This is a genomic window from Paenibacillus campi, assembly GCF_034659835.1.
Lineage (GTDB): Bacteria > Bacillota > Bacilli > Paenibacillales > Paenibacillaceae > Saccharibacillus > Saccharibacillus campi.
In genome coordinates, this window is sequence record NZ_JAXSQZ010000003.1 from 435,980 (window position 1) to 460,000 (window position 24,021).

Annotated in this window: 15 protein-coding genes; 1 reads left to right on the forward strand and 14 read right to left on the reverse strand. The window is 50.1% G+C overall.

Annotated features, from left to right (window positions below):
- Positions 1 to 360: 360 nt before the first annotated feature.
- The 7 genes from U1I11_RS10525 to U1I11_RS10555 all read right to left on the reverse strand — a co-directional run bounded on the left by U1I11_RS10525 (position 361) and on the right by U1I11_RS10555 (position 12,380).
- Positions 361 to 1,944: a hydantoinase/oxoprolinase family protein gene (locus tag U1I11_RS10525; protein WP_322906062.1), complete on the reverse strand. Its 1,584-nt coding sequence runs from the start codon at positions 1,942 to 1,944 to the stop codon at positions 361 to 363.
- Entirely contained in the window at positions 1,937 to 3,055 is a 1,119-nt protein-coding gene (locus U1I11_RS10530) for a DUF917 domain-containing protein (protein ID WP_322906063.1), read from the reverse strand. The genes U1I11_RS10525 and U1I11_RS10530 overlap by 8 nt, the downstream gene beginning before the upstream one ends.
- Before the next feature lie 209 nt (positions 3,056 to 3,264).
- Positions 3,265 to 4,569 carry a purine-cytosine permease family protein gene (locus tag U1I11_RS10535; RefSeq protein WP_322906064.1) on the reverse strand — a complete coding sequence of 435 codons (1,305 nt, stop codon included), beginning with the start codon at positions 4,567 to 4,569 and terminating at the stop codon, positions 3,265 to 3,267.
- 265 nt (positions 4,570 to 4,834) lie between these two features.
- A complete protein-coding gene (locus U1I11_RS10540; RefSeq protein ID WP_322906065.1) occupies positions 4,835 to 6,679 on the reverse strand; it encodes a PucR family transcriptional regulator in 1,845 nt (614 codons plus the stop codon).
- 718 nt (positions 6,680 to 7,397) lie between these two features.
- Positions 7,398 to 7,769 (reverse strand): hypothetical protein, encoded by a 372-nt coding sequence (locus U1I11_RS10545; protein WP_322906066.1) that lies wholly within the window; start codon positions 7,767 to 7,769, stop codon positions 7,398 to 7,400.
- Positions 7,770 to 7,958: 189 nt separating this feature from the next.
- A complete protein-coding gene (locus U1I11_RS10550) occupies positions 7,959 to 8,081 on the reverse strand; it encodes a hypothetical protein (RefSeq protein ID WP_322906067.1) in 123 nt (40 codons plus the stop codon).
- A gap of 444 nt (positions 8,082 to 8,525) precedes the next feature.
- A complete protein-coding gene (locus U1I11_RS10555) occupies positions 8,526 to 12,380 on the reverse strand; it encodes an S-layer homology domain-containing protein (RefSeq protein WP_322906068.1) in 3,855 nt (1,284 codons plus the stop codon).
- A gap of 255 nt (positions 12,381 to 12,635) precedes the next feature.
- Between U1I11_RS10555 and exlX the strand changes: the two genes are divergently transcribed.
- Positions 12,636 to 13,340 carry an expansin ExlX gene (exlX, locus tag U1I11_RS10560; RefSeq protein WP_322906198.1) on the forward strand — a complete coding sequence of 235 codons (705 nt, stop codon included), beginning with the start codon at positions 12,636 to 12,638 and terminating at the stop codon, positions 13,338 to 13,340.
- A 317-nt stretch (positions 13,341 to 13,657) separates the two neighbouring features.
- Here exlX and U1I11_RS10565 read toward each other — a convergent pair whose 3' ends face one another.
- From U1I11_RS10565 to U1I11_RS10595, 7 genes are read right to left on the reverse strand one after another with little or no spacing between them, the layout of a single operon-like run.
- The gene (locus U1I11_RS10565; protein WP_322906199.1) at positions 13,658 to 15,532 is read right to left on the reverse strand and encodes an IucA/IucC family protein; all 1,875 of its coding nucleotides are present in this window, start codon (positions 15,530 to 15,532) and stop codon (positions 13,658 to 13,660) included.
- Complete coding sequence (locus U1I11_RS10570; protein ID WP_322906070.1) at positions 15,483 to 16,877, reverse strand: type III PLP-dependent enzyme; 1,395 nt, start codon at positions 16,875 to 16,877, stop codon at positions 15,483 to 15,485. The genes U1I11_RS10565 and U1I11_RS10570 overlap by 50 nt, the downstream gene beginning before the upstream one ends.
- The gene (locus tag U1I11_RS10575) at positions 16,874 to 17,662 is read right to left on the reverse strand and encodes an HpcH/HpaI aldolase family protein (protein WP_322906071.1); all 789 of its coding nucleotides are present in this window, start codon (positions 17,660 to 17,662) and stop codon (positions 16,874 to 16,876) included. The genes U1I11_RS10570 and U1I11_RS10575 overlap by 4 nt, the downstream gene beginning before the upstream one ends.
- Entirely contained in the window at positions 17,659 to 19,449 is a 1,791-nt protein-coding gene (locus U1I11_RS10580; RefSeq protein WP_322906073.1) for an IucA/IucC family protein, read from the reverse strand. Before U1I11_RS10580 ends, U1I11_RS10575 begins: the two co-directional genes overlap by 4 nt.
- Positions 19,450 to 19,455: 6 nt before the next feature.
- Positions 19,456 to 21,270 carry an IucA/IucC family protein gene (locus U1I11_RS10585; protein ID WP_322906074.1) on the reverse strand — a complete coding sequence of 605 codons (1,815 nt, stop codon included), beginning with the start codon at positions 21,268 to 21,270 and terminating at the stop codon, positions 19,456 to 19,458.
- Positions 21,224 to 22,672 carry an MFS transporter gene (locus U1I11_RS10590; RefSeq protein ID WP_322906075.1) on the reverse strand — a complete coding sequence of 483 codons (1,449 nt, stop codon included), beginning with the start codon at positions 22,670 to 22,672 and terminating at the stop codon, positions 21,224 to 21,226. Before U1I11_RS10590 ends, U1I11_RS10585 begins: the two co-directional genes overlap by 47 nt.
- Complete coding sequence (locus U1I11_RS10595; protein ID WP_322906077.1) at positions 22,669 to 24,021, reverse strand: diaminobutyrate--2-oxoglutarate transaminase; 1,353 nt, start codon at positions 24,019 to 24,021, stop codon at positions 22,669 to 22,671. Before U1I11_RS10595 ends, U1I11_RS10590 begins: the two co-directional genes overlap by 4 nt.

Sequence of the window (24,021 nt, forward strand, 5' to 3'; positions counted from 1 at the left end):
GCATTTCGTTGCTAGCGTGTCGATCGGTGGGCGTATCCGTGCTGATGATAGGCTAATGACTTGTCTCCATTTCATTCACGTTCATTCACGGCATGCCATTTTTATGATCGCTTCAATATGAACAGTTTTGGAAGTGCACAAACTAGACGTTTAAGTGAGACAGAGTACTCGTGTCGGAGCGAGCTACGAACAGCTCATTTGCCAGCCGCTGTCGTCTGCTATGCGAAACAGAACTATAGATAGATATGGAGAAAATAGGAAAAAACCGCGCTGTGCGCTTCGTTTGGAGTCGAAGCATACAGCGCGGTTTTGTTATGAACTGAAGGTATTGCTCTACTCTGTTTATTACCTATTGATCGCTTACACCGCAGACATCGCCTTCATCGCCCCAGCTGCTTTCGCTTTAATGCGCACAAATTCGGATGTAACATACGCCATTGGCAGTTCTTCCAGATCGATCAGTTCGACGGTAGCTGGATCGGCTCCGGCGTCGATTGCTTTCTGCTTTGCTTCATTTGCCGCTTCTTCCAACACCAGCTCGCGCTTGCGTCCAGCCATCGAGAACATTTTGTCGATATCACCGCTCACTTGCGCAATCGCTGCGCCGAGCGCATTGGCACAGCCGGAATGCGGCGGACGAATAACCTCAGACGCCCCTGCAATCCCGCCCGGAATAAGGATCGCACCGCCGCCAACGAGCACGACCGGTACATCTGCTGCACTCGTCTTGATTCTATCGATCGCGGTTTGCACTTTATCGTTAATGTAAGCAATCGCTTGCTGCCATACCGATTCCGGTACGACTGCAAGGCGCGCCGGATCGCAGTTCGGATGATGTACAGTCGCTTGACCAGACGCGAGCAAGCAATCGGTGGCGGTCAGCACATTGCCGCCAAATGCGATACTATCGCGCACGATATTATAGCCTACACTGTCCGGCCCTACAGTAATGCCAGTTTCGGTCTGGCGGACGATGCTGCCGCCACCGATGCCGATCGATACGATATCCGGCATCCGGAAGTTGGTACGCACACCGCCAAGCGTTACCGCCACACTCGATTCGCGCGGAAAACCATTAACAAGAATGCCGATATCGGTCGTCGTGCCGCCAATATCGCAAATAATACAATCTTTCAGCCCGCTTAGCTCGGCAGCACCGCGAATGCTGTTCGTTGGGCCGGAGCCAATCGTCAAAATCGGATATTTGCGCGCATAGTCCAGCGTCATTAGTGTACCGTCATTTTGGGCAAAATAAATGTGCGCCTCAATGCCATAACGTTGCAGCGCCATCTCCAAGCCGCCGGAAACCGCCGCTGCAACCTTTACTAGCGCTGCATTAAGCGCAGCGGAGTTTTCACGTTCAAGCAAACCAAGACTGCCAATTTCGGACGAGATCGTCACCGGAAAATCGTCACCGAGCACCTCGGCTGCCCAGTTTGCAAATTGCTGCTCATACGAAGATAATACCGGGGAAAAGATCGATGTTACCGCAATCGATTCGACATCAGATGCTTTAATTTGCTGCAACACATTCATACATTCTGCCTGGTTGAGACTTTTGGCTGCTAGCGGTCTGCCATTTGATTCACAGCCGCCATGCACATAGTAGTAATCACTGCCTGCCGCTGCCTTGAGTGAAGCATCCCACGTAAACATCGGTTCGACCGCTGTACCAGCAGGCAGACAAATGCGCACACAGGCGATCTTCGCTAGCCGACTACGCTCAATAATCGCATTAGTAGCATGGGTCGTACCGAGCATAACGGAAGAAATGCGCTGCGGATCAATCGCCGATTGCTTCAAAATGCGCTCCAGCGCATCATAAATGCCGGATTCCACATCCTGTGTCGTAGGTGCTTTCACATTGGCGATAATCTGCTGCTGTTCGTTCATCATCACTGCATCCGTATTCGTGCCACCTACATCGATGCCGATTTTATACATGGTGCTCACTCCTTCTCTGCTGAATCTGCTCGACCGGCTCATAATCGGTATCATAGCCAAAATAACGCGGCCCCCATACGTCCAGCGCTGCCGCTGTACGCATAATGTCCGGGGTTGGAATGGCTAGACAGATAACGCGAAAGCCGTATTTGATCGACTCGGTCGTAATCGGCATCCCTGTTTCCTGATCGAGAAAGGTGATCAGATCGGGCACCATCGCTTGCAGCTCGCCGTCGATCAGTGCACACAGATTTTCATTTTGGAAATCGACACGCAGCTCTTTGCCTTCATAGGCGCCTAGCCCGGATACAAGCGCTTTACCGCGCACAAAGCCATCGGTGGATTGGCGCTCAATATCCGTTATTTTACCGCGAAAAATGACTAATGCTTCGCCATAAATCGATTGGCGCGTCACTTCCTTGATCGCTTCAATCGGATCACGTTTGGTCGTCTGCGCTTCACGAATTGCGCGTCCTAGCTCCATACAGAGCGTCATCGTACCGTGAATAGACGTACGCTTCACATCCGCACCGTTCATCATATATTCCGCCACATGAGCCGCCCCGCCCATCCGTACGGCAATGCCGCGCGAAATGTATTCCAACATATGATTGTCCAGCGTTTCCAACATGACCCGATCACCGCGTTCATTGTGTAGCGCCATCGGTGTACCGGAGATGCCATAAATGTGGAACGTCTCCATTTGTAGCTCGGGAAATGCACGCCCCATCCCATCCGCATCGACGAGCGGAATACCGGCTTTGGAAGCGACGACAAACGGCACGGTAGAGTTTAAACCGCCACATTCAATCGGCATCGTAGCATAAGCGATCACACCTGCTTTTTGTTCTAATAAACGCATCGATTTGAGCGCTTCGTCACCGTTTGGTATTTTTTCCATCATAATCGTAGGGGCGCCCATCATCGCGGTCGGAATGACCCATGCTTCATCCGGCAGCTCGGACGGGTCGATCATCCCGATCGGCCCGTTTTCGCGAATACATTTTTGCACCATCAGCTTGCCCAAATACGGGTCGCCACCACCGCCAGTGCCGAGTAATGCCGCACCGACCGCCAAATTTTCGATATCTTCTTCGGTAATCCATCTCATGCATGTATGCCTCCTTAGGTGGACTGTTTTCGATGCGATATTGTTGAATCCGCTATTATGATGATGTTGCTAGTCCCGTGACTGCTTTCCATAGTGGCTGTGCATCCGCTGTATGACCTTATTTATAGCGTAATCTACACCACATCAAACGATATATCAAAAGCGGTCAGCGTACTGGATATATAGGCAACTACGGAACGTATGCTGCCTTATCCTTTGGTCAGATCAAGCACTTTTTTCGGCGCCAGCAACTTCATGCCCACATAATAGACGAGCGAGCTGACGATAATTGAAGTGAGTGCCTGTACGCCCCAAGTAATAAACAGACCAGCGGCAAAGCCAATAAGCCATGAGAAAATGGCAACCGGATTGAACTTTTCACAAAATTCTGGCAATTCACCAAGCGCACGCGATGTGTCTAGCTCCTGACGGAATCGTTTTAAAATATAATAATCAATCGCCATAATGCCAGCAATCGGCGGAATCGCTACGCCCAAAATGATCAAAAAGGCGGTGAATTTATCGAGAATACCGACGATCGACAATACCGTGCCAAGTCCACCGAGAATAAGTGTTAACAAGCCGCGATTCATGTTCATTTTGAAAATGGTGCTAAGGAAGTTGGTAATGCCGAGTGAGGAGGAATACAGATTCATATCATTGATTTTGAGTGTGGCAAAAGCGACGATTGCACCGCCGATCAAGCCGGTCAATTGCATCACGATCGACATAATATCCGCGCTACCGACCGCATGCGCCATCAGCACAGCGATCAAGTTAACGCCAAATTCACCGAGGAATGTGCCGACAAGTGTAATCCAGATCACATCGCGTCCGGATTTGGCAAAACGTGTCATATCCGGTGTCGTTACACAGCCGACGATAAAACCGCCCGCCACCATCGTCGTTGCGGCACCGATCGTCATGAGCGGTCCCGGTGGTGCCATCGTAGCGAGCTGCATGAGCGAGTGATTTTTCAGCACTTCATACACGCCGATACCCATCACGATCAAAAATAGCGGCACCGTAATTTTCGCTGTCCAGCTAATCCATTTGAAGCCAAAATAGACGAGCAATGTCGTACCGATCCCAGTAATAATGGATGCGACTACAAAGCCAAGCTTGCCGCCGGTTACCCCATCGATCCCTTCCGCGAACACCGAGTTTTGTACACCGAACCAGCCTGTGAGCGAAATGGCGAAGATCAATCCGATAATGCTGGAACCATACTGTCCAAAACCCGACCAGCGGGCGAGCAAACTGGTTGACATGCCTTCTTTTGCTCCAGCGATACCAAGCAATGCCGATACGACCTGCAAAATAACACTGCCAAACATCGTTGCCCAAAATGCGTCCCATAGCGTCATACCGTATCCGAGCGCGGCACCGATCAGAAACTGCGAAATGCATGTTAACGCGCCGATGCGAACGAGCATAATACTAAACATCGACTCCCGGCGATCCATCGGCACCCGTGACAATGAAAAATCATCCGCATTACCATTTTGACTCATTCTGAATCCCTCCCCATTACCGGTTCGCACCGGATATGCTCCTATAGTAGAGTATAATTGCTGTCATGATAATGGGGTTTGCGACTGAAAAATTAACATTTTCTTTGTTCAAATGACCAAAATGACGATATTATGTTAGTTAAACTAACTTTAAATGAGCATAATTAAGGTATATATTTCAAGATGGCGAATAAATATTAACATAATCTTATACATAAACATCTTTATTTATGGTCAGCAATAACCGCTACGGTTTCGGTTAGCGCTATTTCGTATATTTTCCATTGATCGGACTGGATTGTTGGACGATATGATGCACAAGTAAAGCTAATTCAAACTGCATCCGATACGGATTTTCAAACGGATTAATGCCCAAAATTTCGGTAATGCGCTGCTTGCGATAATTCAGTGTATTGCGATGAATATGCAGCACATCCGGCAATTCCTGCTGTTCAGGATAAAACAGAAAATATTCCAGCGTCACCATAAAGTCAGCATTCATACGTTGATCATAGTCGATGAGCGGTTGTACCAACGCGCGCAACGGACTTAGCCATGTCGCTGTACGACTCATCCGCAGCAAATGAAAGATCGGTAATCTGGCGGCATCCATCACGTCTGGCAATGCAGGGATACGCTGCCGAAAATAAAGCACATCCTGCAAACTGCGATATAGTGCAGCCCCCTCTTGCGCGAGTTCATGTGCAATGCGATTATACATAATCGTATGATCGATCGCGATCTGCCGCCGCATCGATGTCAAAAAAGCTTCATATTCCGACGCTGCCTTTTGAGCAGGCTGTTCCAGCAGCAAAACGAGCTGATATCCGTGATGAATGATCATACAACGTAGCTTGTGCTCATTTGCTTTACACCAGTCAGCCGTTTGACGGGCAAGCTCGTGATGTTGTTCACGATCATCTGCGGTAACGATCGCCATTCCGGCAAATGCGTGCAGATCGTACCCTGTTTCCCTCATACTGCGCTCCAATTGGTCGGGCGTAATTTCCTGTCCATTCAGCCAGTGCAACAGCACCGTCTGCTGATAATCACGCGTAGCACTTTGAATCGCATCTTCCTGTGAGAAATAAAGCGCCAGACTGACGGCGACCGAATGATACAGCATCTCTTTAAACGGAGGCATCCGTTCCTCACTCCATGCACATAAATAGCCATATACCCGTTCTGCCGACTGAATCACTTCCACGATATAATGTTGTCGATCCAGTTCAGCGTCGACGACACCACTGGCGATCGATTGGATAGGCGGCGGGATACAATCATACGTCGGCTCACCGGTAGGATTAGAATGTGGATCATTTGACGGTTCCGTTGTATCGTCCATATCATTTGCCGCCAGGAAAGGCGTTTCGTAGGAAGCTTCCACAGGAGCGGTATCCGGTACGATGTGCTTTCGTTTTGGCTCGCAATCGTCGGCTGTCTCATCTGAACAGTTGCCATCATCTGACGTTGCCGCTTGTGCTGGTTGCGCCAATATATTGTGTTTGCCAGTATATGACTCGTCCAGATGTGTATGCTGTGAAGACAACTCGATCTGGTAGCTTGCCAGCTGATTGTACTGCGCATCGACGAGCAGCAACGGATCACCGAGAATGACACCGATATTCGGAATGATCACAGTAGGATCAAGCTTTTGGGCGAGCCATACGGTAAGCTGATTTTGAATTTCGAGCATTTGTTTAATTTCGAGGGAACGATGTTTCTGAATTTCCTGCACAACCGGAGAAATAATATCGATATACGGCACATCACGCGGGATTTCGATAATCGGAATTTGCAATTGTTCCGCCCGCCGCAGCACTTGCTCGGATAGCGTATGATAATGTAAGCCTGGATAACAAAGCGCAAGCGCGGCGGCATGCATAAGTTTCATTTTATCTAGCAATGCCAGCTGACGCTGTACATCGTCTCGAATATGATAAAAAGCGGTAATGATCAGTTCATGCCCTTTAAACCATTCTTCCGAATCCGGTATTTCCAGTACAGTCACATGCTCGATCGGATTTTTTAGCCCACTAAATCCGGCGAGCATGCGCGCACGTTTTAACGCGCCAACTGTCATCGCTTCTTCGACCGTAATACTGCTCATTACGTATTCCCCCTTGCCTGTGCATGCACCGTTATTTGCTGTAACGGGCGCTATTGTGCGCCTAACTGCGGTTTTGTCACTTATTATATAAGTTTGCCGAAGATTGATGCAAAGTAAAATTACAAGCAGCGGTAAGGCAATGGATAGTGCAAGGCAAGGAACAGTATCGGTATAGTCAATTGTCCAGCGGTAAGACGGTACAAGCGCAAACACTAGTACGTTGACCGAGGTTGATGTGATTTTTAAATCCAGGTCAAGCTCTTATTCATAAGGATTTCGGTGCATAATCAAAGTTGAAATTTAATTTGGGCTTCGCGATAATCTGCTAATAAACAAAGCGCATTGCTCAAGCAGGGAAAAGAGCGATCTACGCTCATCGCGGTCTTGTTTGTCTTCTCTATCCTCGCTAGTGCAACTATGCTTAAGTTTAGAGCAGGACGAGCAAAATCATGAGCCGGCTTCGCTATCACAACATCATACCGACTTCAGGGCTACCGATCAGTCCGTTTAGCAGTGCAGTATAGGCGAAAATGAGAAATTATTAAACATAATTATTATTATGTAAAATAATCACTGTTTTTTATTACGAGCAGCAGGTATACCTAACAAAAGCGCCGTTCGGTAAGTCGAGCGGCGCTTAGTCATAAATAGATCGATGCTTGCTGTTATAGTGCTATTGCAGTTGAATAACGGCAACGGCTTCGTTTGTCTTGCTTATTCATTGCCCGCCTTTACGGGAAGCGTAAAATTCAGCTGCTTTTTGCAGCATTTGCTGTAATGAGCCGAATTGTGTATTTTGACTGACATGGGTGTCGAGCTGTTGTTGGGGCACTTCTTTTACTTTGTCTGCGGAATCGGTATTGTTGCCAAGCCCTGCCTTTTGTAGCAATTCCCCAATCGATTGAAATGGAGTGTACTTTTGCATAAATTCAGGTGTTAGCAGCTTGTCGAGCGGCAGCTTTTGAATAATCTGATCAAGTGGCAATTTGCTAACCATATCCATAATCCCACCGGATGAGCCACTGCCTTCCTTGTTACCGTCTTTGCTGCCTGTTAGCATATTTTTGAGATTGTTCAGATCAAAGTTCATGTGTATAGCCTCCTTGTGTGCAGTATAGTAGAATGCTTGCTCATTAAACGGCATTCCATCACTGCAATATACTCCACTGCGTTATTGCTTGCTAGCTATGGAGCTATAGTACACATTAACCGCTTTACGCTCATCTGAATGCATGTTAAGCGAAATGAATGCTTCATTTTTTAACGATAGCGGCTTCCGTTACAACCATTCCAACACACGATCCCAACAGTTGAGATATTCCAGTTCTTCTTCAATATGGCGTTGCTGTTCTTCCGCGTCCATCAGCATAATTGGCTCGTCCAGTTCATACGTATATTCCATATCATGTACCTCCGGTGTCCCAGTATAGGAAAAGCAAGTGATGGGTTGATTAGTAAACGCAGGCTCCGACGATAGCTCTGTTTATGTTGTAGCTGTATGTGGTTGTGGTTGAATGCATATGTTCATTACGATGGTGTCGCCTGCTTAACGATAAGACTGCTTGGCTTCATTTTAATCTAGCTTGGCGTGGAATAAATCAGCTTTGGGGATGAGTTATTGGCGAATGATCTCAGTCTCTAGATGGAGAAAAGTTGCTTTTTGTGTACCCCTAGTAAAAATATATAAAGCGCGTCCATCGTTCGTACACTTATAACGAAAAAGTCATGCTACCGGTATGAATGCACATATTTCGACGAAGGAAATAATATAAATAAACGAATCGCCTGTCTCCACGCAGTATAGAGAGACAGGCGATGGGGAGCATATGGAGTTGTGTGCTAGCGCTTATTCGTTTGTGGTGCTAGTAATCCCTTCCATCAAACGACTCATCACGACTGCACTCTCGGCACGTGTTAGCAATTGTGCAGGCTGGAAACGTCCTGCCGCATTGCCTTCGATCAATCCGGCGCTATGCAGACGGTTTACCGCAGGCTGTGCCCAGGTAGCAATGGTTGACAGATCGCTCAGACGTTGAGCCGCTGCGGATGTGCGCTCATTTGCCACGGTATCGCTACGATTGGCGTTAAGATCGCTAAATGCACGTTCTAGCATGACCGCCATTTCCTGCCGGGTGACTTTTGCAGAGGGACGGAAATTTCCGCGCTCATCGCCTTTGATCCAGCCTGCGTAAGCTGCTGTCTGTACAGCGTTCGCATACCATGCCGAATTATTAACATCGGGAAAGCTTGTCGCTAGGCTCGTGCTTGTTTGCCCGGACAAGCCGAGCGTACGGGTTAACAGCGCGGCAAATTCCGCCCTTGTAATCGCAGTCGCCGGGGCAAATCGCGCCTCTGTCTGACCGTGTACAATGCCGCGATCGCGCAGTTGGTGCACAACGGGTTGCGCCCAATGTCCTTGCATATCGGCAAAATTCGGCTTTGCTGCCGCGGACACGATATAACTGCTGTTCGTATTGCTAAGCAGGATCACGTTATCGTTTTGGATGGAAAATGGAACTGGCACATAGTTAACGTTGCCAGCTGCATCCTGTTCCATACGCATAACGGCGAGTCGCTGCCCTGGACGGATGGAAGCGGATTGAATCGTCCGTGCCACATATTGACCGAGCTTGTGCACGGTTGTTTTGACGCCATCCGGAGCGATAGTGTTCACATTGTAGGCGACTACAGCATACGGTGCATAACCGTCTGCCTGCGCCTGTGCGAGCGCTGCCGTATCGGATGAGATATTAAGTTCTAGCGTTTGCCCGCTTGTTGCCGCTTGCCGTAACAATGCGACCGGCAAATGATACTGCCCAAGCGGTGTAGTGATCGTAATGCGCTGCAGCTGATTTTGCCCGGTCAGCAGCGTACCTGCCGCTTGTCCGATCTGGACGTTAAAGCCGTCTGCATGATTTGCTGCTGGCAGATTAAACTGCAATGTCGTCGCTGTATTCGGCAGCATCCGCTGTGCAGCGGCAATGTCGATGATTGCAGTTGCAATCGTGCGCGTTCCTTGCTGCGCCAACTGCGGTGTCAACGTCCAGCGCACAATTCGCCCGTCTGCCGATGCTCCCTGTGCAATCGGCTCCAACCCGCCTGTTACAGGCGTACCCGGAGTGGTGACGCCACCGCCTCCACCTTGCCCTGTGCCTGTCGTAGTGTCTGTGACAGGCGTAACGCTGGAGTTGCGATTTTTATCCTTATCTTTCGAGTTTGACTTCGGTGTGAAATCAATTCGCGCCAACAGTGGATCATGGTCGCTTACACGCCCCTCTTGCTCCATAAAGTCCGCATTAATATGCACGATATCAAGCTGTGCGCGTTCAGCAAGTTGTGGTGTCATCAGTACATGATCCAGCGTTTGCGAATTGCCTTCATACACATAGGAATAACGCTCATTGACCGGCAACGTATCTACCAGATTCGTCAATTGATTGCCTTTTAAAATGTTAAAGGTGTTGGAAAATTGGAAATCGTTAAAATCACCGACAAGCACAATATTGGCATTGCTGTTACGAGCGAGCGTGTCTTTCACAAATCCGTTCAACACAGCAGCCTGACGCGCACGCTGAATTTCACTGCTGCGCACCGGTGGCTGTGCGGCTCCGTACAATGCCTGATCGCCGCCTTTGGAGTTAAAATGATTGGCGATCACAATGACCGATTGACCCTGGAACACAAACTCGGCAGCAAGTGATTTGCGCGAGTGTTGAAAAGCGATATTGCCCGGGTCAATTCTGCCCGGATTGTACGTCAAGCCGGACTGTCCATACGTAACCGCTGTTACTGAATCACCGGCACCACCAGGTGCGTTCGGTAAGGTGACACGCTGCGGATTGTACAAAAAGCCAACCCGTATATTGCCGCCAGGTGCTCCGCCATCCTGATTGTTTACCGGTGCGATGCTAGCATAGCGATACTGTGCACCACCCGCATCCCGAATCGCCCCAATCAGCGCCGCAAAATTCTGGCTTGCATCGGTCGTGCCATCATCGGTAGCACCATTGTTATCTTGCACTTCCATCAGCGCCAAAATATCAGGCGTATGCAAATGATCGACCACATCACGGGCGATCTGTTGCGTTTTACTTGTAGCTGCTGGGTCATTCCAGAAATTTTCTACGTTAAAAGAAGCAATCGTTAGCTGCTGCGTGCCGTTTTGCAAGCTGGACACTTCGCGTTTCCAGCCACCATCCTGAATGGCAGGCAACGGTTGCTCCGGCAGTATTTTGAAATTGCTGTAGCTGTAGCTCATAATGCCGTTGATCGCTCCGGCAAAGCGATCGCCTGTTTTGATCGGCTGCGCTGGTTTGCCCGCAATGAGCAGTCGGTCAGAGTTAAAGTCGCCGTCGGTAATGATCAGCCCACCGGCTGGTGTACGGCGCGCATGACGTTCGGCAGCGACGGTAACGGGAATTTCGTACGTGTATGGCCCGATAATGTCAGGATGGTTTAACTGCACACGCATGCCTTCCAAACTTTCATAAAAGTCGATGCTATACTTAGTCGGATCAAAAGCGGCTTTGCCATCCGGCGCAGCGATCTGACTTGGAATCGTACGTCCGCCTGCGCCGATAATGATCGGTGCCGGAAGCGGTTGATTCGATGCCAATACGTTGATGGACGAAGCGACGATCTCGGTCGTCGTCAAGTCTGCGGCGTCGGCATACCCTGCTTCCTTGTACTCTTTTACACTTCCATCTACGGTAATCCGATCACCAATCTTCACGCCGTGGGCAGCGCGATAGACGAGAATACCTTCCGATGTGCGCTCGTCTTGATCGGCAAGTGTGTCCGGCATTTGCATATAAAAGCTGGAGCGGCTTTTCACCATCGTCACGATGCCTTCCACACTTTGCACTTGCTGCTCGGCATAGGTGGATGTCTGGGCAGTGCCTTGAATTTGGTTAATCGTCAATCGCAACGGTTGTGGCGAGGAAGGTGAGGCTTCCTTGCCACCTTCGATATCGCCTGCCGAACGCGGAATAAGCTGATATGTATCCTGATAACGGGTAATGACACCGGTGATGGAGGTGTATGTAGTACCGGCTTGGAGCCATGCGTGGGTCGTATATACGACAAATGTACCGTTTGCATCTGAGAGCGTATACCGATTACCGGATACGTGATCAACCTGCACTTGTGATAGCTTGACGAGCAGCGCTTCATTTGGATTGCCAGCCGCAAAGCCGGAGGAATCAATCGTTTGCGGCTGCGGAATGGTGCCGCTCGTGATCGTCTGCACATTGCTGGATGTGGCATTAATTTGCAGCAATTTCTGGTAAGCGCCCAGTTTGCCGGATACTTGAATCGTATCGCCCGGCTGTGCAGTGAGCGATTGCCCACGAATGACGATCCCGGCTTGACCGTCCTGAATGTACAAATTGCTGTAATTGTTGCCGGTATCTTCACGATACGTCACGACTCCTTGCACGGTAACAGCACTACCAATCGGCGCTGTGCGTGCTGTAGTGATCGCATACGTATCATTTTGCACAGATGCACTGGATAATGCAGATAACAATGTAGAAGATAAGGCAGCTGTAGATGATGGCGCAACAGCAGCATAGGTCGTAGTTGTCGCGATGGATACGTTATCCGTTTCAGCAGCAAACGTACGGGCTGGTGCAGGCAATAGTGAAGCGGTTAGCAAAGTGATGGCGAGACCGGTACTAGCTTTCTGTTTCCAACTCCTCATAATAATATTCCTCCAATTTTTGATGAAATATAGTGATGATTTTAAAATATCACAAATTTATCAAGTTGAAATGAGGCAGACGTAAAATAAGCATTAGTGCTTTTAGCCTGGATGCATGGCATACCAAATCAATGATGCTATCGTCTTCTTTTTTTCTATATTTGATTATAATTGTATTTATTTGGAATTTGTAATAGACTGTTAGATGAAGTTTATTGCTTCACACTTATTGGAGGAGGGATACTGATGATTCAAATGAAACCCAAATCGCGTTGGAGTATGCTTGGTGTCGCTATGATGCTAAGTGTCGTGCTGTTTGCCATTCCGGCTTCGGCAGCATGGAATGATACATATTCAGGTTATGCTACGTATACCAGTTCCGGCTATTCCGGTGGTGCCGTGCTGCTTGATCCGATTCCAGCCAATATGGAGATTACAGCGCTTAATCCGACGCAGATGAATTATGGCGGCGTGAAGGCGGCACTGGCAGGTGCTTATCTTGAAGTGACAGGACCCAAAGGCAAAACCGTCGTATACGTAACCGATCTGTACCCGGAAGGCGCAAGTGGTGCGCTTGATCTATCGCCTAACGCGTTTGCCAAAATCGGTAATATCGGTGATGGCAAAATCAATATTTCGTGGAAAGTTGTCAAAGCGCCGATTACCGGCAATTTTAGCTATCGAATCAAAGAAGGCAGCTCGCAATGGTGGGCAGCGATTCAAGTGCGCAATCATAAATACCCCGTGTTAAAGCTGGAAGTTCAGCAAAACGGCAACTGGGTCAGCCTGCCCAAAATGGACTACAACCATTTCCTCGGTGAGCATCTAGGCGCACAGCCACTCAAAGTACGTATTACAGACATTCGCGGGATCGCGGTGACCGATACTATCCCTGCTTTACCAGCAAGTGGTGGTGCAGGTGCTTATATTGTGCCTGGTAAAGTGCAGTTCCCGGATTGATCGGAACGAGCTAACATTGCAGGTTCATAGTTATTATCTTTTGCGTTGACGTCAAAATCGGTGACGGCACGAACACCGGCAGCGCCTGGTTCATATTTTCGCACCTTTTACCTTGACCGCGCTAAAGGTGAAATGTAACGTCGACTTTAACACGGGTATGACTTGAAAATGCAGCTTTACAGCTTAATGTAACTGCGAATATGTCTACACCAACGAGAAGGAGCGCGACAGATGATGATATGTGTCGCGCTCCTTTTAGCTCACTCTAACAGTGGACAGCTTCCCGATGCCTTGCAAGCTCTAAACGTACCTCTGCTTCACTGCGGGGCATTCTCGCCATAAAAAGGATTATGACCATATCCTTTCCCCGACGGCATCGCACCAGGTACGCCGTCCGCTTCCAGCAGCGGACGCACGATCAGCTTGGTCCGCCACTGCGATGCTTCGAAAATGCAGCGATACAGTAGTTCACGATCAGCTTCTGGCAATTGCACGGCTGCCAGTGCTTTTTGCCAAGCGGTTGCAGTAATTTGCCATAGTTTCTGTTCATGAATGCCATAGACATTTGCCAACGATTCCATAATCGCTGCCAAATTCACCTGTGTGCCAAGCGATTGCACGTAGAAAATAAGTTTTTCCAGCGTTTCGTTATACAGACTGTTGGAATAGCCCGGACGAATATGATAGCGCGGGTCTTCGATTCCGTGACGCTCGGTATAAGGCGGATGCAGACGTACCGAATCATGGTCGCGGAATAGCAATCCACTTGGACGATGCTGATCCAAGACGAGACAGCAGTTTTGCCCGTGAATTTCCGGTACGACGCCAACTTTGAACAGCCGCATCGTCACATCGTAGAAAAGCTCTGCCACATCGGTATAAAATTGCAACACTTCGCTTTCGCTAGGAGCTTTGCCTAATAAACGGGTGAGCAGATGCGTACCATCCAGCTCGACACCAAGCGCTGCCATCGGCACAATCCGTTTCGATTCGTCCAGCAGCTCCTCTGGATAAATGCGCAGCTGCGCAGCAAGATGGCGCGGATGATCATCAAACAGCCCCAAATGGGACGGCATATAGCCCCACCAATGATTTTCTTGACAGAGATAAACGCGTTGGGCGAGCTGCTCATCACAAGCTACCGCCTGCCGCAACATACGTTCACCAGACAATCCATTCAACAGCTTTACGACCGGCAAATAACGCGCCGCACCGAGTGACAATACGCTAACCGGCAACTTCAGCATCGCCGTGCTTGGCTGTACAGATGCCATCGAACGCAGCGAAGAAGTAGCAAGCACATCTCCTGCTTCCGTTTGCAGTACGATCACACTGCCTTGTGCCAATTCCTCGCTATAGTTGGGCAAAATGACATGTTCCAGTTGCCACGGATGAAGCGGCAACAATGTGTAATGATCCGTATCCAAGCCAAGCTGGTGGCATTCCATTTCCAGTAGATGGCGTTCTGCTGGCAATAACAACTCCAGACAGGAATGAAGCGGCTCGTCCGTGCCTGCCTGTACGGTCTCATTGTGCAGCGCCAGCCAGCGCAGTTTGATCGATTGTCCAAATTCAGCGGCATAGTGCAAGCAGTCCTGCTCGCTAAAGCCTGTTTTCGCTTTGGATGATGGATGAAATGGACGATCCCGCAGTGCAGCGATCTGTTCACCGACAATGTACCATTCATACGCTGATGTCGGTTGCAGCTCTTTTAAACGCTGCATCGGCTCATCTTCCAACGCCAGTGCAAGCTGATGTACCGCCGTATTGATGCCGGTTATAAATTCCGCTACACCAGGCTGTGCGTGCGCTTCGGCTGACAGTACATGATGGAGCACGATTTGTGCTAACTTAGCAGGATCAGTGATCTGCTCGACCGCACCGGTTGCCGTATAGTGATAGATCGCAGAGCCAGTTAACCATGCGCGTCCGATACGAATGTTCGGCTGTATGCGTAACAACAGCTTACCTGTGCGATATAGCCATCCTTCGCGGTTGCCAAGCTCATTTTCCGTTACATCGCCCTCGTACAGTCGCCGTTCATCCTCCGTCACATCTTGCCAGCGTACGATTTCCGTCTGCGGCTCTGTCAGCAATTCCTCCGTCAACAAAGCATCGATCAAATCCTGCATAATGCGTCGTTTAGCGATCTGCTTGCCCGATCGGCTCGTTGTTATCGTCTGTGATGACATGCTCACCTTCACGTCCTTCCGTAATGTAATAAAATTGGGGATGCGGATGTCCTAAGAAATCATGATGCGAGATCGTCCAGCAATACGCACCCGATTGCAAAAATACGGCAATATCGCCAACACGGATGCGTCCTACTTGACCATCGGTATGCAGACGATCTTTCGGTGTGCACAGCTCGCCTACAAGCGATATTTGGCAACCTGTCCATTCCGGTCGTTGCCACGGATAATGCCAGCGCTCCGTCGGATACAACTCAAACGGATGATTATGTCCCCATGATGCAGGCAACCGGTTATGATGCGTGCCGCCGCGTAGCACGGCAAACTGTTGTCCATGCGATTGCTTCAGATCGATAATTTCGGCGGCATAATAACCGTGATCCGCCACTAGCAAACGCCCTGGTTCAAAAATAATTCGCGTTTCCGGCAATGCCGCATGCGCAGCGCTTCCCGCAATCCGTGCAGTGAATGTTTCCCAATCGAAGTCCGGCGTCGCTTCGTCATACGAAACGCCAAGCCCACCGCCAGCATTGATCAGCTCCAACCGCTCTAACCGATACCGTCGCTTCCACTCCGCCGCACGGGTCAAATACAGTTCCACCATATCCGCATGCAGTGCGGCATCATGATTGTTAGACAATGAGTGGAAATGAAAACCACTCAGTTGTACCGCGCCGCTGCCTTCCTGCTCAATAATGTCCATCGCTTCATCCAGCAGCTGCTCATCCAGTCCAAACGGCGTCGCTTTGCCGCCCATCGTAATTGCCGTCTTCGGCAAGGAAGCAGTATGCAGATTAATGCGCAGCATAATCCGTACCGGCGCCTGTATAGTAGCGCTTTTCTGCTGCGCGGAGGTTTCGATCTGTATGCGTCGATTGACAGCACTTGTGCTTTCGTTTGGCATCGTCGCCAGCGTTTCAGCGGACAAATCTTGCTTGCCAGCCTGACCGTTTCGTCTGCGCACAATATGAATAATCCGGCGTAGTTCCAGCAAACTTTCCACATGCAGCGCATAGACGCCCTGCTCGATCGCCTGTTCCAGCTCATGCTCTTTTTTGCCCGGCCCGCCGAACAGAATCGGCACCTCACGACTGACGCTGCGCACTTTCATAAGCTCACCGATTGAAGCGACTTCAAATCCACCGACAAGCGGCAATAACGCTTCGATCACGCGCACATCCGGGTTTGCCTTAATCGCATAAAATAAAGACGTGCGCTGCGGCAATGCTGTCAGCATGTGCCGTACCTGCTGCTGAATGCCAGCAAGATCATAAATATAAGCACAGACCGGCTCGGTCGCCGTCTGTACGATCTCATTTAACAAATCGCTTACCGTTTGTTTCATGTCCACCCTCCTGCTGTACGATACAGACTACGCTTGTTCATATAAGCGCGAAAAGCCGCATTGCGATCATCCCCAAGTACGAAAATGCGTACTCCTTTATCCGTCCAACGCGCCATATCCGCTTCGCTGCGCGCTACGGTTGCGTACGGTACATCGCACTGTGCTGCCGTGCGCTGCAATTCATCCAGCGCAGCCTGCACGTCCGGATGCTCGGTCTGCCACGGTACGCCAAGCGATTGCGACAAATCCGCCGCTCCTTCCAGTACAAACGACACTTGCGGATGGGCTAAAATTTCACGACTTGCCTGCACACCGCGCACACTTTCGATCATCGGCACGATCATGATCGATTCATTGGCTTGCCGAATATAATCCTGCAAATTGTATTTGGCAAACGTTCCGGCACGTCCGCTATTCAGACTGCGCCGTCCGATTGGGTAATAATACGCATGCTCCACCGCCGCTTCAATTTGCTCCACCTGTTCCACATGTGGAATCACAATGCCTTTTACGCCGCAATCGAGCAGCCGTAACAGCTCTGTCCGCTCCAATGTAGCGATGCGCACAAGCGCTGTCATGCCAGTCAACTCGGCGGCACGTACCATTTCTTCTACCGCGTCCAAACTCGTTGTCGTATGCTCACAATCGATAATAACAAAGTCATACTCCGCCGCTCCGATCATTTCCACGATGATCGGATGCGAAATCGAGACGAACAAACCGAATACAGGCTGTCCGCAGCGGATTTTGTCCATTAATGTTGCCATAGCGGTTGGTTGCTTCATTGGAAGTGCCCATCTCTGGCGAGTTGAAGCGGATTGCTCACACTGCGGAAATACAGCTCGCTATCCCCATACAATCTGCGTTTGGTCATTTCCTCAATTAAGGCATCCGGGGCAAACAGATCATAATCGTCGTATCGTGCCGCATATTGCGGATGCTGCCGCTGATAGTCGGTAATCGTATCTGCACACAATTTCCAAAATGCCGCTTCCGGCAATCCAAACCGCTCCAACGTAAATGCCAAATCAGTCATACAAATAAAGAAAAAGGCATCATACGTATAATCTCTCACCTCAGCGACCGTTTCCGCATGGATGAACGAATAGCGATTGAATTTGCGATGCGTTTCGGGAATCGGATGCAGCTTTGGCGCTTGTTCAGGATATAACAATTGCTCGGGTACATAACGCACACCATCATGCAAGTCTTTGACGATAATACGTTTTGGCAGTTCATTTTCAAGCACAAGGATAATGTTTTGAGCATGGGATTCCAGAGCGATGCCATGCGCATATAACAGATGCACGATCGGCAACACAACCGCTCGGATGAGCGCTTTACTCCACGCTTCAACCCCATGCCGGGCAATCGCTTCTGCCGCAAAGGGTTGTCCATTCGGCTGAATGAGCGATACCGCATTTAGCGGCCATGCCTGTTCCTGCGCGCTTAGCTTGCCAGTAATATTTTCGCGCCAGATCGTCCCGAGTGAACCGTACGCTTCGCCATATTGTAGCGTAGGCAGCTCCGCATAACGGAACGATACACCGATCATCTCACGTAAAATAGCAAAACCTTGCTCCTGCAGTAGCGTATCCTGCTGGATCAACCCGTGCAGCCAGTCGCTAATGAGCGGGGCATTTTGCGTCGTATGATGTGCCAAAATACGGCTGGTGGACGTATTGGTCATATGTAGCGCCAGCTTAACATAAGGTGCATCCGCCGTAACACGGCTCGACAACGAGCGAATCGATTGCTGCGGGCGGTAGGTTGCTTCCGCCGCACCAAGCGGGATGAGTGTGCCGTCAAACCGCTGCCGGGTAAATGCCGGCTCGATCCGATGCTCCCACTGCCACGGATGAACAGGCAACAACGTATACTGCTGCGGATCACCGTGCACGGCAATTTGCGCTGTAAAACGCTGCCTATCACTTGCGGTTAAATGCTGTGCATACAGCGCCTGCGCGTCAAATTGAGCCGAAACCGCTGTATCCGCCCAGTCTTGATGGACAGCGACCCAGTATAGGCGCACCTCCGGGTTAAATTCCGGCGCATAGGCGGCATTGTCACGCAGCGAGAAGCCCAGTCTTGATTTATAGCTCGGATGATACGGATGACCGTCGGTCATATAGCTTTCGAGCGCATCGTAGTGTTTGTCCTGCGCTGGAATCTGATCATGCAGTGCCGCCTGACATTGACTATCTTTGGCGAGCGTTTCCAGCAATTCCTGAATAAAAGGCTGAATACGCTCCCCTTCCAGTCGCTCGCTCACCAGCTCATGCAAAAACAGGTGCACATCCACACAGCGCTGTCCTTCACGCTGAATCGTACCCGGTTCAATCCGTATCCGTCCAAAAGACAGCTTTGCCGCTGCCCGGCAGGAGTACATGACAGCCTGCCCAGACGCATTTCGCCCCTCTGTCTGCCAAATGTCCCCCTCACCGCGCTCATACGGCAAAATCCCTTCAAACCAGAGCGCCTCCAGCGTCTGACGCATAATGCGTTCCTGCACCCGTTCATATGCCGAGCTGTTCAACTGTGATACCGCTTCGATCGTTGTGCTTGTTCCCATTGTTGCTCACTCTCCCTTTACGTTTAACATATTGCGTACTTGTACATAATCCGGTGTATCGCCATGCCCGTGCAGACAACTGCGCAAATTTTGCTTGGCGTTGAAGCCGTCCGCTGCCAGCAGTTCACGAATGAGCTGACTATTTGTACGCTCCAGCTCTTGCTGTAACAGCGATTTGGCAATTTGCCAGTAGTGTTGTTCTGCGCATTCCGTATCACGCGCCAGCACATGCAGCAGCGAGCCAAGATGATTCACGATAAAATAATAAGCTGTCCGCGCTCGCGCCGCTTGCTCGGCATAAAACAAAATATCATCGCCTACTTCCGGTAGTTGCATCCGCCGCTCCACACTAACCCCTTCCAGATCGCGGATGATAAAATGTTCCGGCATTCCATCTTTTAGCGTCACTAATGTATTTTGCAAATGAGCTTCAAAATGAATGCCCAGACGCTCACCCGCTCGCATAATCGGTAACAATGACCGCTCCAAATACCGGTGCAACCATTGCTCGGCAATGACGCGTATAGGGACGCCAGCCTCAATGCCTGTTTCAGCAATCTGCTCCAATAACTCATATAACTGTGAATGTCCACCTGGCTGCACCGATTCGACTAATGCGGACAGCACATACGTACAGGACGGATCAAATTCAATCGGTCGATACGCCACCGTGAACAGGCTTGTCCATTCGTCGGAGTCAAAGCGGCATGTTGCTGTGCCTACCTCACAGGCGATATGCGTATACGGCTCATCGGCAAAGCATTGCTGCTCCAATACGTAACGCGTCGCCGCCAGTGTGCGCTGCATCTGCTCCGCACTGTTAATGCGCAGCAAATTCGTAATTTGAATATGTAGCGGCAGCTTAATATTGCAATTCAGCTCCGGCAAAAATACCGTCCGTACCGATGATGTCGGATACGCCAGTGGCCCACATTGTCCTAGCAAAATCAGCTTGCGTTGCTCGATATACTGCCGAATGACCGGCAATGTCTGAATATAACCATACTGCCACGGATGCATTGGCAGCAGCTCGTACTGTTCTTCATGCAGCCATTTGGTGAGCAGACGATCTTGTGCCCCCTTTTCCGTGCTTAACAGTTGCTGTCGCAGCTGCGTCATAATCTGCTGGCGATGATGATCGACCGCCCAATCTTGACTGTACACATCTGTGCTAACCGCCACATAACAAAGCGCAAATGCACTGCCCAACTCCGGGCTGTATTTCAACACATCCTCCGCACTAAAACCGAGCGTGCTTTTCGGAAACGGATGAAACGGATGTCCGACCAATAACGCTTGTTCAGAGCTTCGATAATCGGTCAACGGTTTGCCGCTTCGTCGTGCATATTCCATATACAGCGCCGTATTGTGCACACTGTTATCGACCCGTTGCCGAAATTGCTGCGCCCGCTCCGTCGTTAACTGCGTCCCGTCATGCAGCTCGGCAATGATCGCTTCCAGCAGCAATAGATGATCAGCACATTTCTGCTCATATGTTCCCTGCTGCGCGGCGTGCTGTCCCTGCTTGTCTGGGCTACCCGATGCTGTCACTGGGGATGCAGTTCCCCAGCTAAACGAACGATACTCGTGCTCCCCTGTTGCTGAATAATAAGCGAGCTGTGCTTGCATCTGCTTGCCGCTCGCTGGAAAATCGATTTTGATGCTACCGTGCTGCCGATCTAGCCTGATCTGTGCCGGTCGCTCTGCTCCAAGCTCGCGAATATAACAGTTCAGCAGCAGCTTACAAGCATGCCGTTCAGCGTGCAACATACAGTCAGGCTGTTGGCTGTTCCCCGTCTTCAAGCCTATTGTGTTCAGCAATGATGCCAACCTTCTTTCTTGTTATCGATAAAATGACTGGCAATGTCAGTAGCAGCACCGTCCCCAATAGGACAAATACTTCCCGCAACGCCATCCATTGCGCTGCCTGACTCGTATAGCCGGACTGTGCCAACATATGCCAGCGTCCATCATAAAATAATGTCAATATAATGAGAGCAAACGACGAGATTAAACGCTGTAACGTCGTCGCCAGCGCCGAACCTTCGTGCATATCTTCTTCTGGCAATGCCTGCAAACCAAGCGCCGACACACTCATACCGGATAAGCCCATCCCCGCGCCACGGCATGCCATTAGCACGATCAAGACGATCATCCCGATGCTCTGCGGCAATAGCACAAAGCTAAACAGCGCCAGCACGACAATGAGCGTCCCCCAGGCGATAAACCGTTTACTATGTCTGCGATCAAACCAGTTTCCACCAATCCACATAAACAGACTCGTCGCAATCGCACCCGGCAGAAACATCAACCCCGATACCGATGGCGACAATCCGAACACATTTTGAAATAGCAGTGGCAATGCAAATATCGCGCCAAACATGACGCAATCCTGAATCGTTGAAATAAGCACACTCCAGGCAAAAATAGGGCTACTTTTTAACAAACTGTAGCGAATCATCGGCTCTTGTCGCCCATTTTCCAGACGTACAAAGCCGATCAACAGCAGCAAACCGAGTCCAAATAACAACCATGAGCACAGCGTCGGCACAATCGTCGACGAATACAGCTGAATGCCCAAGCTAAGGCTGGCAATTCCGCCCAGCATCAAGCTAATACTGCTAAATTGAATATGTTTGCGCCCTGTTGGCACATAAGGACGAATATAACGACCACACCAGAACAATGCGCCAATCGCAAACGGTACATTAAGCCAAAACAGGATATCAAGACGCCCAAATTGAATAATCAAGCCACCAAGCGTTGGGCCGATCGCAGGCGCAATCATTAACAGCATGCCCCATGCTCCTGTAATCCGCCCCCTAATCTCTGTACCGTAATTGTCAAATAACAATACGAGCGAGAGCGGAATCATTAGCCCTGCCGCAGCACCATGAATAAACCGTACAACGAGCAGCACTGACACATGCTCATACAGCAGCGCGCCAAGCACTGATGATACGCCATATAACACGATGCCAAGCATATACGTCCGCTTACGCCCTAGACGATCAACCACTAACGACGCAAGCGGCATCGTCAGTGTCATCGCCAGCATATACAAAGCGATAATCCAGCCGCCAGTCAACGTCGAAATTCCATAATAGGTCACAAAATAAGGCAGTAGCACATTAAATGCACTATTCGTTAGCACAAGCGAAAAGGCACCGATCAAAATGGAGCCGAGCACCGCGTATTGGCGCAGCCCTTTTGCCTGACTCATTGCTCTGTTAACTCCGCCAGCGCTTCATGTACTGAACGTTCGAACAGGTGCAATATCGTTTCCGTCTCCTGCTCGGTTATGACGAGCGGTGGCAAAAAGCGCAGCACCGAACTATTGCGTCCGCCCACTTCAATAATCATTCCATTGGCAAAACAGCGCCGTTGTACCGCTTCCGCGATCCGTCCACTCGCTGGCAAATGCCCTAACCGATCGCGTGTGCCGGATGGATCAACCATTTCAACGCCAATCATTAGCCCGCGTCCACGCACATCACCAATTGCCGGTACGACCGCTTGCAGCGTCCGCAGCCGCTTCATCATCTGTTGGCTACGCTGCTGCACATTGTCCAACACACGCTGCTCACGCAAATAACGAAGCGTGGCAAGTCCAGTCGCCATCGCCATCTGATTGCCACGGAATGTACCGGTATGTGCCCCCGGCTGCCAGCGATCCAGTTCTTCTTTGTACAAAATAACCGACATCGGCAAGCTGCCACCGACCGCTTTGGAGCAAATGATCACATCCGGCACGATGCCAGCATGTTCAAATGAAAACATTTTGCCTGTGCGTCCAAAACCAGTCTGCACCTCATCGATAATGAGCGGAATGCCTCGTTCTTCCGTCATCCGACGCAGTTCACGCAGCCATTCGATCTGCGCCGGAATCGCTCCCCCTTCGCCTTGTACCGTCTCGACAATTACACCGCACGGTGCAGCGATCCCGCTCTCACAATCATCCAGCACATGCTCGATATACTGTGCGCTTAGCCGTCCGGTCATCTCGCCGCCAACGCCAAACGGACAACGATATTCATACGGGAACGGCAGAAAATGAACATCTGGCAGCAAACTTTGCAAATGCTGCTTTTTGCTCAAATTACCGCTCATCGCCATCGTCGCCTGTGTCGAGCCGTGATAACTACCATGAAACGCCAAAATTGAACGTCCGCCTGTCGCCGTTTTAACCAGTTTAATCGCCGCTTCGACCGCATCCGCTCCACTCGGCCCACAAAACTGAATTTTCGACCGCTCACGCATCTGCTCCGGCAACAACGAGAACAGTTCCTCCATAAATGCAAGCTTGAGCGGTGTGGCGAGATCAAGCGTATGTAACGGAATTTGCTGATCGAGCATCTCCCGAATCGCCTCCACTACCACATCCGGATTATGTCCAAGTGCCAGCGTTCCTGCTCCTGCCAGACAATCGTAATATTGTCGTCCTTCCGTATCCGTCACGATCATGCCTTTCGCCTTGCTGATCACGAGCGGGAAATGCCGTGGATACGACCTCGCGTTAGACTCCTTTTGCTCTTGCAATTTTAAATACTCACTTTGGATTTCCAATGACAT

Excerpts from the sequence above, each read along its gene's own strand:
- U1I11_RS10525 (WP_322906062.1), bottom strand. The coding sequence starts at position 1,944 with ATGTATAAAATCGGCATCGATGTAGGTGGCACGAATACGGATGCAGTG.
- U1I11_RS10530 (WP_322906063.1), bottom strand. The coding sequence starts at position 3,055 with ATGAGATGGATTACCGAAGAAGATATCGAAAATTTGGCGGTCGGTGCG.
- U1I11_RS10535 (WP_322906064.1), bottom strand. The coding sequence starts at position 4,569 with ATGAGTCAAAATGGTAATGCGGATGATTTTTCATTGTCACGGGTGCCG.
- U1I11_RS10540 (WP_322906065.1), bottom strand. The coding sequence starts at position 6,679 with ATGAGCAGTATTACGGTCGAAGAAGCGATGACAGTTGGCGCGTTAAAA.
- U1I11_RS10545 (WP_322906066.1), bottom strand. The coding sequence starts at position 7,769 with ATGAACTTTGATCTGAACAATCTCAAAAATATGCTAACAGGCAGCAAA.
- U1I11_RS10550 (WP_322906067.1), bottom strand. The coding sequence starts at position 8,081 with ATGGAATATACGTATGAACTGGACGAGCCAATTATGCTGATGGACGCG.
- U1I11_RS10555 (WP_322906068.1), bottom strand. The coding sequence starts at position 12,380 with ATGAGGAGTTGGAAACAGAAAGCTAGTACCGGTCTCGCCATCACTTTG.
- exlX (WP_322906198.1), top strand. The coding sequence starts at position 12,636 with ATGAAACCCAAATCGCGTTGGAGTATGCTTGGTGTCGCTATGATGCTA.
- U1I11_RS10565 (WP_322906199.1), bottom strand. The coding sequence starts at position 15,532 with ATGTCATCACAGACGATAACAACGAGCCGATCGGGCAAGCAGATCGCT.
- U1I11_RS10570 (WP_322906070.1), bottom strand. The coding sequence starts at position 16,877 with ATGAAACAAACGGTAAGCGATTTGTTAAATGAGATCGTACAGACGGCG.
- U1I11_RS10575 (WP_322906071.1), bottom strand. The coding sequence starts at position 17,662 with ATGAAGCAACCAACCGCTATGGCAACATTAATGGACAAAATCCGCTGC.
- U1I11_RS10580 (WP_322906073.1), bottom strand. The coding sequence starts at position 19,449 with ATGGGAACAAGCACAACGATCGAAGCGGTATCACAGTTGAACAGCTCG.
- U1I11_RS10590 (WP_322906075.1), bottom strand. The coding sequence starts at position 22,672 with ATGAGTCAGGCAAAAGGGCTGCGCCAATACGCGGTGCTCGGCTCCATT.
- U1I11_RS10595 (WP_322906077.1), bottom strand. The coding sequence starts at position 24,021 with ATGTCATTGGAAATCCAAAGTGAGTATTTAAAATTGCAAGAGCAAAAG.